This is a genomic window from Dyadobacter linearis (genome assembly GCF_907165045.1).
GTDB lineage: Bacteria > Bacteroidota > Bacteroidia > Cytophagales > Spirosomataceae > Dyadobacter > Dyadobacter linearis.
This window is the reverse complement of the sequence record NZ_CAJRAU010000002.1, coordinates 587,422-599,614: the sequence shown is the minus strand read 5'-3', so window position 1 is coordinate 599,614 and position 12,193 is coordinate 587,422. Positions and strand designations below refer to the sequence as shown.

Sequence of the window (12,193 nt, the reverse complement as noted above, 5' to 3'; positions counted from 1 at the left end):
AATAGTTCGGGTGCGCATTGACAACTTTACTGATGAAGAAATATTTCGGTTCGCCGGTACCTGCATATACCTTAAAAACTTTCCTACTTTGTTTTGCCGCCCTCTGGTTTTTCACAGAATGCCAAAAGTCAATCAAACCGGCGCAGGAAGACCAGCTTGAAATGTGGATCGACAGCCTGGACCGCCATTCCAGAAAAATCGGGATCAAAAATGCGATCCACACCCTCGACTCCATCATGGCGACCCGCCCGAAAAAGACTTTCGCCGACCGGATGCAATATTACAAATTCATGAAAGTGTTGTGTCACCGCGATTCCACGCTGAGTGAAGAAGCATTGAGCTATACGGATAGTCTGCTGCTATTATTTTCGTCCGTGCAGGTGCGTGAAATGTATCCGGCTGAATATTCGAAAGCGTTACTTTTAAAAGGTGATGATCTTTTGAAACAAAAAGAATATTACCGGGCTTACCGGAATTACTACCACGGCAAATCCTTTCTGACAGGCCTGGGCGAGATTTGCGAATGTGCCAGGTACAGCAGCCGGATCGCGAATATTTCTTACAAAGAAGAAAACTACTATCAGGCGATCGAATATTGGCAGCAGGAACTGAAGGAACTTGCCAAATGCCGCGAAGCAGACAATTTCCAGTTACAATTCATTGAAAAACAAGGTAGTATCCGCAATATCGGAATGGCATATATTCATTTGAATCAGCCGGATATTGCCTCGGACCAGTTTCGCAAGGCTATGGATTTCATTGACAAAAATGAATCGAAATTTCCGCGCGAAAAGAACTTTATCAAGTTTGCGCGCATCGTCATTTTACTGAACCAGGCGGAAGCTCATGTACTAAAAAAGGAAATGAAGATCGCCGAGAGGCTGCTGAAAAAATGCCTGCAACACGATCCGGAGATTGACTGGTCAATGGAAGTAGAGCGGGATTCCCGTCAATTACTAGCCAGGATTTATATCGAAACAAAGGAGTTCAGCAAAGCAGATGAACAGCTGCGCATATTAAAGAGTGTGACCGGCAGTGCGAACGATGCGGCTACCGCCAGTTTGCACCAAAAATTGCAGGGTTCAGTTCTGTTCGGGCAGGGCAGATTTGAAGAAGCGGGCAGGTTAATGCTGGCCAGTCAGGAAACCGACCGTAACAACAAACTGAAAAAGAACATAGAAAATAAGAGTGACGTGAGTGTGCTTTTGCAGCAGGTACAGCGCGAACACGAAGTGGAGCTAGTTGCCGAAAAGGACGCTCAGAAGGAGCTGATCCTACGTTTTGTTATCCTGATCTCGATCACATTGTGTGTGATCGCGTACCAGATCTGGCGCAGCGCCCGGAGAAGTGCGGCCAATTTGCGCGCCGTCACCGAACTCAATAAGGCTGTGACACAAAGTAATATCGTATTGCAGGATACCGTGAATGCGCTGGAACATGCAGAAGCTGAAAATCAGACAGTTTTAAGGATTGTAGCGCACGATTTGCGCAGCCCTATCGCCGCGATGATCTCCGCCTCTCATCTCATTTTCTGGGAACATACCCCTTCCAAAGATCAGCTTGAAATAGTAACTGCGATGCAGCAGTCGGGTGAAATGGCGAATGCGCTGATCAGTCAGATTTTGCAGTCAAGTGCTGATCGAGAGAAGATCTCTACCAGCAACATTGCGTTGCCGGAGATCGTGCAATCGTGCGTGGATATGTTGAGACACAAAGCCGGCGAAAAGCAACAAACCCTCGACTTTCAATTTGAGGAAGTCACCGCGCCGGTAGACAGGGAAAAAATATGGCGGGTATTCTGCAACCTCCTCAGTAATGCGATCAAATTCTCGCCGCCGGGCAGTACCGTACTGGTTAATTTACAGAAGCAAGGCGCGCAGGTATTGCTGACGGTCCGAGACCATGGCATCGGTATTCCCGACGAATTGAAAGGCGAGATTTTCCTGCCTTCCGACAATGCGAAACGCTCGGGAACGGCGGGTGAGCAATCTTTTGGTATCGGATTGTCAATCTGCAAACAAATCGTGGAAGCGCACGGTGGAAGGATCTGGTTTGAATCAGAAAGCGGAATCGGGACCGCATTTTTCGTTGAGCTGCCGGCTATGCCGCTGGACAGCTAGTCATTTGCATTACACAAAAAATGGGGCGCCCGAACTGATCGGGCACCCCATTTATATTTATTTCAAATCAGATTATGCGAGATCAAACCTATCGAGGTTCATCACTTTGTTCCAGGCTGCAATGAAGTCTGTCACAAATTTCTCGCTGGCATCCGAGCTCGCGTAAACCTCGGCGATCGCTCTCAGCTCCGCGTTAGAACCGAACACAAGATCGGCGCGGGTTGCAGTCCATTTTGGCTGGCCACTTGCGCGATCAGTTCCCAGATAAACTTCTTTATCATCGCCCATTGCTTTCCAGGCGGTATTCATATCCAGCAGGTTAACAAAGAAATCATTGGTCAACGCGCCTGGTCGTGAAGTAAATACACCATTTTTAGAACCATCGAAATTTGCATTCAATGCGCGCATGCCACCTACCAATACGGTCAGTTCGGGCGCGGTCAGGGTCAGCAATTGTGCTTTGTCGATCAGCACCTCTTCGGTAGATACCGACAACTTTCCTCTGCTGTAATTGCGGAAACCGTCCGCGGCAGGTTCCAGGTAACCCATTGATTCAATGTCGGTCTGATCCTGCGAAGCGTCCATTCTGCCCGGTGTGAAGGGAACGGTGACAAAATGTCCAGCATCTTTCGCGGCTTTCTCAACAGCAGCACAACCCGCCAAAACGATCAGGTCGGCCAGTGATACCTTTTTCCCTGTTACCTGAATTGCATTGAACTCACCCTGAATACTTTCAAGTACATTTAATACCTTTTGCAATTGCGCAGGGTTATTCACTTTCCAGTCCTTCTGAGGCAAAAGACGAACGCGCGCACCATTAGCACCTCCACGTTTGTCGGAACCGCGGAACGTCGAAGCCGAAGCCCATGCAGCCGATACCAATTCCGACACGCTCAGGCCAGAGGCCATGATATTGGATTTCAATGCATTGATATCATTTTCGTCGATCAAAGCGTGATCAACTGCCGGGATTGGATCTTGCCAGATCAACACTTCCTGCGGTACTTCCGGACCGAGGTAACGTTCGCGCGGGCCCATATCCCTGTGCGTCAGCTTAAACCATGCACGCGCAAAAGCATCGGCAAATGCATCCGGGTTTTCGAGGAAACGTCTTGATATCTTTTCATAAGCCGGATCAAATTTCAATGCTACGTCGGTAGTAAGCATTCTCGGCGCGTGCTTTTTGGAGCTATCGTATGCATCCGGGATAATTTCCCCTGCATTTTTAGCAACCCACTGATGCGCACCGCCCGGGCTCTTTGTCAGCTCCCAATCAAATGCGAACAGGTTTTCAAAAAAGTTATTGCTCCACTGCGTGGGCGTTGTGGTCCAGATCACTTCCAGTCCGCTGGTAATCGTGTCAGCGCCTTTTCCGGAGCCAAAACTGTTACTCCACCCAAAACCCTGCGACTCTACATCAGCAGCTTCTGGCTCGTTTCCAACGTGTTCGGAAGGCGCGGCACCGTGGGTTTTTCCGAAACTGTGTCCACCCGCAATGAGCGCAACGGTTTCTTCATCGTCCATCGCCATTCTTCCGAAAGTGTCACGAATATCCTTCGCAGACGCGATCGGGTCCGGGTTTCCGTCTGGCCCTTCGGGATTCACATAAATGAGGCCCATGTGCGCAGCTGCAAGCGGCTTTTCCAGGGTACGGGAGTGAATTCCTTCACCCGGATCTTCGTCTGACGATACTACGCCGTGCCCAGCGACGCCGGCTACACCATGTGCATAGCGACGGTCATTACCAAGCCAGGTGGTTTCAGCTCCCCAATACACATCTTCATCCGGCTCCCATACATCGGCACGTCCGCCGGCGAAACCGAAAGTTTTGAAGCCCATTGATTCAAGAGCCACATTTCCGGTCAGGATCAGTAGATCCGCCCACGAAATTTTATTACCATATTTTTGTTTGATAGGCCAAAGCAACCTGCGCGCTTTATCAAGGCTCACGTTATCCGGCCAGCTGTTCAGCGGCGCAAATCTTTGCTGACCTGAACCTGCACCACCGCGACCATCAAACACGCGGTAAGTACCTGCACTATGCCACGCCATACGAATAAAAAGCGGCCCATAATGACCGAAATCTGCCGGCCACCAATCCTGGGAATCCGTCATTAATGCATGCAGGTCCGCCTTTACTGCCTGCAAGTCAAGGCTTTTGAAAGCCTCCGCGTAATCAAAATCTGCGCCGAGCGGATTGGTCTTGTTGGAGTGTTGGCGCAGGATATTCAGTTTGAGTTGGTTAGGCCACCAGTCGCGGTTCCTTGTACCGCCACCGCCTACATTGCTGGTATTCATTGAGCCGTTGTGGAACGGGCATTTTGAAATGTCGCCTGATTCGTTTTCCATTGTTATATGTTCATGATTAAATCAATAATAAACTGCACTTCTTATCGTGAGGTCGGCAATATATACGTTTGTTACGTATAATCACAATCGATTAATTCTATGAATTGATAGGCTTAGTCTATTATTGTTGGCCACGAATGCACGAATAGGCACGAATGCGTTTGTGCATTAAAATCAAGAAACCCTTGCATCTACCGGGATAGGTGCAAGGGTTTTTTCGTGTGTGTGCAAATTACTTGTTCAGGTATTCCCGTACTGCATTTGCGGATGTTCCTACGGAGTTGACTGCCTCTGTTAGTTTGTCCTGGGATACACCCAGTGCCTCTGTCCAGTATGCCACTTCATAATCTTCGTTTACGTTGATCCGGCTACTGTCTGCCGGCCCCCGTTTGGTTTTGTCGTCAGCCATTTTGATTGAAGTTTGTTGATATAGAAACTAGTAAAAAACCATACCGGGGCATATTCAGGCACATATTTGGTTTAGATCTAGCATTCAATCCTTCTCTGCTATATTAAATAGCTGTTAAGATATCATCACCAAGCACAACTTAACATTCGGGTAAAATACGTGTACGTAGTTTTGCGCCAGTTGACAAAACTGATTACCGCATTTGATCCGATAAATGAAAAGAAGGGACTTTTTTACCAATAGCGCGGCAGGCTTACTGCTCGGCCCGATTACGTTCTCAGGAAAGCCTGAAAATATACATCCTGTCAAAACCAGGGACTCAGCCAAAAACATCATTTTCATGGTTAGCGACGGCATGAGTACCGGCACGCTGAATATGGCCGATCTGCTCTTGACACGGAAAGAAGGTCGTGAAAGCGCGTGGATGAAATTGTATTCGGAAAAAACCGGTCGACGGGCATTTATGGAAACATCGTCTTCCAGCGCGCTTGTCACCGATTCGGCAGCTGGAAGCTCGGCCTGGGGCGGCGGAAAAAAGGTACCAAACGGAAATCTGAATGTAAATGCAGACGGTAGCTTCAACAAACCTATTTTACAAAAATATAAAGAGGCAGGAAAATCGGTAGGCTGCGTTACTTCGGTGACGATCACCCACGCGACACCCGCCGGATTTTGCATTAATAACAAATCACGCGGCGACGAGTCGGAGATCGCCGACCAATACCTTGACCTGAAATTCGACGTAATGATGGGCGGCGGTTCCGAGTTTTTTAGTCCTGAAACCAGGAAAGATAAGAAGGACCTTTTCGCTGCCTATACTTCGGCAGGCTACAATCTGGCCAGAAACCGCGATGATCTGCTCGCGTTAAATAGTGCCCGAAAACCGGTACTCGGGGTATTCTGCGAAGGCGCCCTCCCCTATTCGCTGGATACATTTGAGGATAAAACCCTTCAAAGCAGCGTACCTACACTCGCAGAAATGACGGGGAAAACGCTTGAACTTTTATCCAAAAACCCGAAAGGATTTGTTGTTCAGATCGAAGGCGGAAAAGTGGACTGGGCGGCGCATTCCAACGACGCGGGCGGACTTCTCTACGATCAGATCGCTTTCGACGAGGCAGTTCAGGTAGCACTCGATTTTGCGGCGAAGGATAAAGAAACGCTGGTGATCATCACCACCGACCACGGCAATGCGAATCCCGGACTTTTCGGTTCGGATAAGAATTTTGATATGCTGCAAAAATTCAGGCATACCAACAACTGGATCATGGGCGGACTGAAAGAAATGCTCTCGCCCGCACAATTGATCGAGCGGATCGAGTTCGCACAGGGTTACGCAATCCGGACTGAGGAAGCTGAGAAACTGCTGAAACTGTTTGGTCTGAAAAATGAAAAGGGACTTTACATCACCAATAAGCCACTTTTTAAAGAGTTTGGATCAATTCAAACTAAATATACAGGTATTGGCTGGGCAGGAATGGACCATTCTTCCGACTACGTAGAACTGGCTATGTTCGGGCCAGGCAGTGAAAAACTAGACCCTTTTGTCAAAAATACGGACCTGCACAACTTCATGCTCGACGCGACGGGTGTTGCGAGGGTCTAAAACCAACTTTTCTTTCCAACCGATTGGCGCTGTTCCGAGTCTGAACAATAAACTCGCTCAGCTATGAACAAACTACTTCTTATTTTACTGGTACTATTTGCCTTCTCACAGTGCAAGAAAGATAATCCCGCACCCGAGCCGCTTCCCGAGGTTGCCTCGATCGTCGGTAAATGGCGCGTGATTGCATACGGCCGGACTGTTGGTGATTCTCTGGTCACAACCCCGGCTGCCGCAGGCGATAAGGAGATTTACGAAATCCGGTTTGATGGAATGTTCCTGAATGAAAAGGGCTTTTTGCCTTGCTGCATGTCTCAAAAGCTGGTCATAGACGGTCAAGTGTTTGTGCCAAAGCCTCTGGCACCTGTAAAATCTGACCCAAGTTGTATGGTTGTGGATTGTATGCCTTGTCCGCAGATCAAGATCACCCGGCCGGTTGCAGAAAATCTGCTGATCGAACCCTGCACAGGGCTTTTCCTGACGCTTGCTAGGGAAAAGTAGTTTGACTAACGTCCGGGGCAAATCCGCAATCAACAATTCTTCGCATTAACCCCCATCATTTGGCTCGATTCCCCTCCGTAAGTGGCGGGCGTAACTGGTAAATTTGAAGCTTAAATCATTGGTATTCAAGATTTTTCTTCATTTCAAATCTATTAGTTATGTCAAAAAACGTCATATTTTTTCACGGGGGCGGGTCGAGAGAGGATTTTAAAGCGGATGAAAAGCTCGTCGTTTCGCTCCTGTCTGAACTCGGAGTGGATTATTCGGTCCATTATCACTATTTGCCCAATAACGGAACGCCGGACCTGGGCCGTCGCGAACAGATCGGGAAAGAGATTTCGGCAAGTGCGGATGGTGTAATTCTGGTCGCGCACTCACTCGGCGCTTCGATGCTGCTGGCTTACGTATCTGAAAATGAAGTGGAAAAGCAAATTGAGGGCATTTTCCTTCTTGCAACACCCTTTTGGGAAGGAAAGGAAGACTGGGTAAATGCCTTCAAGCTCCAATCCGATTTCGCCACGCGCATTGACAAAAATGTTCCACTTTTCTTTTATCACTGCAAAGACGACGAAGAAGTAGCCTTCTCGCATTTCGAAATTTATAAGCAAAATCTCCCCCACGCCACCTTCCGCGAAGTTCAAACCGGCGGCCACCAGTTTAGTGATGGTTTGAAAGTAGTTGCGGCGGACGTGAAGGAGTTGTGAGATAATAAGGCTTAGATCCGGGGGTTGTCATTTGGGTTGAATTCCACGATCCATTCAATGCCGTACTTGTCTCTGAACATGCCACCGTATGAACCCCACGGACTATCGCCAATAGGACCTTCAATAGCTCCGCCTTCGGACAGTCCGTTGAATATTTTATCCGCTTCTTCGCGGCTTTCCGCACTTACTACTATTTTTGATCTGTTCTCATTTTCGTTGGTTGGTCCCATCATTTCGGGAACATCATTCGCTATTAATACATTGTTTTTTCCTAGTGGTAAAGAAATGTGCATGATCTTATCTGCTTCATTTTCTGACACTGGAAATGCGTCGCTTGCTATGTCTTTAAAGCGAATAATTTTCGCAAATTCTCCACCAAAAACTGATTTATAAAAATTAAATGCTTCTTCGGCATTTCCATTGAAATTGATCCAGGGATTAATTGCTTTCATGATTTTATATTTATTGTTTAGCTTTTACGATTTCTGCGATAAGGTAACAAGAAGGTAGGGGCTTACCATTGCATAGAATCTCGCTCTACCAATAAATTACTGTTCATTTTTCTGTTTTTTAATTGTCGCTAATACTTCATCAAGCTGGCACTGCCCGACAAAATGCTGTCCTTTGCAATATTCAATTACAATTCCAGCTTTTGTTTGTCCTTCAATAGTTGCGTTTTTAGCTTGGGGTAATCTACGTCCTGCACCGCTACTTTGCGATCGATCGCCTGCACGGCAGCCGCGGCCGCACTCTGGCCCAAAATCATGAACACTGGCTCCATCCGGATCGAACCATAGGCAATGTGTGAGCTTGACAAACAAACCGGCACGAGTAAATTTTCACATTCAGCTTTTTTCGGGATAATGGATGCATAGGAAATGCTGTAAGGTTGCTTTGGATGCACGCCGATATCGCCTTCATTCTGTACAAAACCATCTTCCTTAATATAACGCTGCGCATTGTGGGCGTCCAGCGCATACGAGCCCATACCGATGGGTTCTGATACCGCTTTTTTGCCTAATGTTTCATTTTCAGTCATTACGCCGTGGCCAATCATGCGCCTCGCTTCGCGGACATAAATCTGGTGTGGCCAGCCGCCATTATCCTTGAATTCATCTTTTGGCAATCCCCATTCACTGGCTTCCGCACGCACGTCAGCCGGAACAGCCGGATCGTTGGCGATAAAGTACATCAGGCCTTTCTGGTAAAGCTCGTGCTCTCTGATAATTTCTTTGCGACGCTCGTAAGTTGCCTCGGGATAATCGTAGTTCTGACCAATAAAGTCGGTGCTGAACGGGCCGTGGTTGTTAGTATCTGTCTTCCGGTTGGGAATAGGATCGTATTTTTGAAAAGTCTCTGTCCAGCCTGCTTTGTAAACGCGCGCCAGCAGCTCATATTTAGCAGGGTCGTAACCTGCCGGCTTGGTGAAAGCAATGCGGTTATCAGGGTGCGACGACAGGCACATACGGAAGCAATAGGCCTGGATTTTGTTATCACCATCGCCGTTTTTGCCTATTTTTTCATTCGAAACATAAGGTAGCAGGCCGCTCTTCGGATCACCTTCGATCTTATATGGACTGATGTTTTTCTGAAAATAGTGATTGTGCTGAAACACACCCGCCTGAATACCATTCCATTCTTCATTGTAAACACTGTTCGCTTCGCGGCCCACGTGGTATTTTACTCCGGCAGCAGCCATCAAATCCCCTTCATAGGTGGCGTCGATGAACATTTTACCCTTGAAAGTCTTGCCGCTTAACGTTTTCAGGGATGTGATGCGCCCATTGTTTTTCTGAACACCTGTTCGGCTGCGGTCAAGCCACTCGTCGCGGTAGATCTTTATATTATTTTCTTTCACAAAATCCTCAAAAACCTGTTCGGCCACGTGTGGTTCAAAAATCCACATGGTACGCTCTGCTCCGTCCATCGCGGGTGTTCCCTGGCCTTTGTTGCCGTATTCGTCTTTTTTCTGCCACTTCCAGGTTTCAGGCTTGTCGTAGCGCATGTATACGCGATGATAAAACTCGCGCGCGAATCCGCCGATAACCGACTTATCGCCAGTGTCGGTGAAGCCCAGCCCGCCGGAGGAGAGGCCGCCCAAATGCTTGTCGGGCGAAACGACCAAGACGGTTTTTCCTGATTGAACCACCTGCATAGCCGCCGTGACAGCCGCAGAAGTGCCGCCGTAAACGATCACATCAGCCTCAAAAGATTGTGAAAAAGTGAGGGTCGGCATTACCGTGAAAAGGATGCTTACCAATGCCAGCAGTCGCATCATTTTTATTTTCGAAAACATAAATTGTGATTTTTGGTAAATACTTAATGAGTACCCGGATTAGTAACCAAGCAGCTTTTTCAGTTGGGCAGGATAACTATTGCCTTCCACGCCGCCACCGCCATTCGTAATGCTGTCACCAAAGCATACGAGCCTCCTGTAAGGCGCATTGACCGAGATCAGCTTTTCGTAAACTGCCACAGCAATGGTCCGGTAACCATCGGGCGTAGGGTGAATACCGTCGTTTTTATTGCTGTTGGCAACATTCTGGATCAGGCTGCCGGCCTCTTCGCCCACATTGCCCACTTTGTCGAAGATGTGATGCAAGTCCAGAAAATGCAGCTTTAATTCTTCTGCTACATGTTTAATCGTCGCATTTACCTTCATCAATCGGGATTGATAACCCTCGGGTTCGTAAAACTCCTTGGGGTGACGTGTGAAAAGGTAGGGTTCATACCCGGGCAAAATGGTCATCAGCAGCACCTGGCTGCCCGAGCCGGTGATCATCCTGATAATCTTGCGCAGGTTTTGTTCGAACTCCGGCAGTGGAATGTGTTTACGGCTATTCATATCGTTGGTACCGATCATCAGGATCGTGAAGTCAGGCTTGTGCGAGAGGCAGTCTTTTTCGATTCGGGCAAGCAGGTCAACGGTATTGTTCCCGCCAACTCCCGCATTGATAATGAACGGCTCCTCGGCCGCTGGTTGCACCGGCATCGCATTACCGGCCCAAGCTGCGGCCGGTAATGCAAGTGCGGTGTGCAAAAAATGTCTGCGGTGCATATCAGTACCCGGGGTTCTGTGTCAGGTTTGGATTCACGTCGCGCTCCGTTTGCGGGATCGGCAAAAGCTGGTGGTTCTCCGTAACCTGGATCGTCGGGTTTTGCGCTTTGATCGCCTGCACCAGCTTGCCGGTGCGAACAAGGTCATACCAACGGTGGCCTTCGAAAGCCAGTTCCAGCCTTCGTTCCAGCAAAATCGCATCGCGGAACGCAGCCTGGCTGAGAGATGTTGGAAGCGCCGCCAGCCCGGCCCGCGCCCGGATTTTGTTCACGGCCGCAAAAGCTTCGGCATTTCCGGCTCCCAGCTCGTTGAGCGCCTCTGCATACATCAGTAGCACGTCGGCATAGCGGATCACCGGGAAATTGTTGCTGCCTTCATTGTTGCCGGTTGCCGACGGATCAAGATATTTATAAACATATCCCGGAAAATCGACGCTGGCGGGAGCAGCCGGAGTAGATGTGGCCGAATAAATGCGGATGTTCACGTCCCGGCGCTTGTCAGCAGCGGTGTAGGTTTCGTACAGGTTTTTGGTAACCGGATCGTCGCCAAAACCGGAAATGTTATTGACACGGTCAAAGTTCGGACGCATGTAACCCTGCATCCAGCTTCCTTCAACGAACCCGCCACCGAGTGCCTGTACTTCAAAAACAGCTTCTTTTCCATTTTTATTGGCAATCGCGAATGCTTCGGGATAAGTAGCCCACAGATCATAAAGGCCAGAATCGATTACCTGTTTTGCTTTTGCAACTGCATTTGTCCAGTCCTGACGGGTAAGGTGCACTTTTGCAAGAAAAGCTGTCGCTGCTCCCTTGGTCGCACGTCCGCGGTCTGCACCTGAGTAGCTGGCCGGAAGTACCGCTTCCGCTTCGGTGAAATCCTTGATGATTTGCGCATACACTTCCTCCTTTGGCGTTCTTGAAATTTGCAGGTCGGTCAGCGAAGTGGTTTCTTTCAAAACCAGCGGCACATCGCCGAAGAACCGTACCAATGTGAAATAGTAAAACGCGCGCATGAATTTGGCTTCGGCGATCAGGCGGCCCTGCAATGCAGCGTCCATAGTAATCGCCGGAATGCGCTCGATGGCTGCATTGGCCCGGTTGATAGCTCTGTACTGCGCGCTCCACGTCGACTGGAATGTGCTGGTAGCCGGCGTAAATGTGTATTTGTCGAGATCGTTTTTGGCCTGGTTCGCAGTAGATCTCCCGCCGCCCCATTCCGCGTCGTCCGTGGCCTGGTCCTGTACAATCCACATTACCTGGTTATACAGATCCTGGGTATTCAGCTGATCATATACCGAGCTTATCGCAGCAATGGCGTCATCTGAATTTTTATAGAAATTGGTTGGCGTAAAGGCGGATTCAGGTACCTGGTCAAGTACGTTGCACGACGATGCGACCGAAAGTGTTACCAGAAATGCTAATATTTTTTTCATGTGGATTCTGCTTTAAA

10 protein-coding genes are annotated in these 12,193 nt (G+C 48.7%); 4 read left to right on the top strand and 6 right to left on the bottom strand.

Features of this window, described 5'->3' with window-relative positions:
• Positions 1 to 32 precede the first annotated feature (32 nt).
• Positions 33 to 2,120 (top strand): tetratricopeptide repeat-containing sensor histidine kinase, encoded by a 2,088-nt coding sequence (locus KOD92_RS08600; RefSeq protein WP_215233132.1) that lies wholly within the window; start codon positions 33 to 35, stop codon positions 2,118 to 2,120.
• A 72-nt stretch (positions 2,121 to 2,192) separates the two neighbouring features.
• Here the strand turns inward: KOD92_RS08600 and katG are convergent, their stop codons facing one another.
• The gene (gene katG, locus KOD92_RS08595; RefSeq protein WP_215233131.1) at positions 2,193 to 4,469 is read right to left on the bottom strand and encodes a catalase/peroxidase HPI; all 2,277 of its coding nucleotides are present in this window, start codon (positions 4,467 to 4,469) and stop codon (positions 2,193 to 2,195) included.
• Positions 4,470 to 4,701: 232 nt separating this feature from the next.
• Positions 4,702 to 4,878 carry a DUF3606 domain-containing protein gene (locus KOD92_RS08590; RefSeq protein ID WP_215233130.1) on the bottom strand — a complete coding sequence of 59 codons (177 nt, stop codon included), beginning with the start codon at positions 4,876 to 4,878 and terminating at the stop codon, positions 4,702 to 4,704.
• A 214-nt stretch (positions 4,879 to 5,092) separates the two neighbouring features.
• On the opposite strand from KOD92_RS08590, the gene KOD92_RS08585 reads away from it, so the two are divergent.
• From KOD92_RS08585 to KOD92_RS08575, 3 genes are all read left to right on the top strand, one after another.
• On the top strand, positions 5,093 to 6,484 hold the full coding sequence (locus tag KOD92_RS08585; RefSeq protein WP_215233129.1) for an alkaline phosphatase: 1,392 nt from the start codon (positions 5,093 to 5,095) through the stop codon (positions 6,482 to 6,484).
• Positions 6,485 to 6,547: 63 nt separating this feature from the next.
• On the top strand, positions 6,548 to 6,982 hold the full coding sequence (locus KOD92_RS08580) for a hypothetical protein (RefSeq protein WP_215233128.1): 435 nt from the start codon (positions 6,548 to 6,550) through the stop codon (positions 6,980 to 6,982).
• Positions 6,983 to 7,140: 158 nt separating this feature from the next.
• Positions 7,141 to 7,686, top strand: a complete 546-nt coding sequence (locus KOD92_RS08575) for an alpha/beta hydrolase (RefSeq protein ID WP_215233127.1) — start codon at positions 7,141 to 7,143, stop codon at positions 7,684 to 7,686.
• 11 nt (positions 7,687 to 7,697) lie between these two features.
• Here KOD92_RS08575 and KOD92_RS08570 read toward each other — a convergent pair whose 3' ends face one another.
• From KOD92_RS08570 to KOD92_RS08555, 4 genes are all read right to left on the bottom strand, one after another.
• Positions 7,698 to 8,138 carry a VOC family protein gene (locus KOD92_RS08570; protein WP_215233126.1) on the bottom strand — a complete coding sequence of 147 codons (441 nt, stop codon included), beginning with the start codon at positions 8,136 to 8,138 and terminating at the stop codon, positions 7,698 to 7,700.
• 185 nt (positions 8,139 to 8,323) lie between these two features.
• Positions 8,324 to 9,922, bottom strand: coding sequence for an FAD-dependent oxidoreductase (locus KOD92_RS08565; RefSeq protein ID WP_229254619.1), 1,599 nt, complete (start codon positions 9,920 to 9,922; stop codon positions 8,324 to 8,326).
• 99 nt (positions 9,923 to 10,021) lie between these two features.
• Complete coding sequence (locus tag KOD92_RS08560) at positions 10,022 to 10,744, bottom strand: SGNH/GDSL hydrolase family protein (protein WP_215233125.1); 723 nt, start codon at positions 10,742 to 10,744, stop codon at positions 10,022 to 10,024.
• Between the two features lies 1 nt (position 10,745).
• Entirely contained in the window at positions 10,746 to 12,176 is a 1,431-nt protein-coding gene (locus KOD92_RS08555; protein WP_215233124.1) for a RagB/SusD family nutrient uptake outer membrane protein, read from the bottom strand.
• Positions 12,177 to 12,193 lie beyond the last annotated feature (17 nt).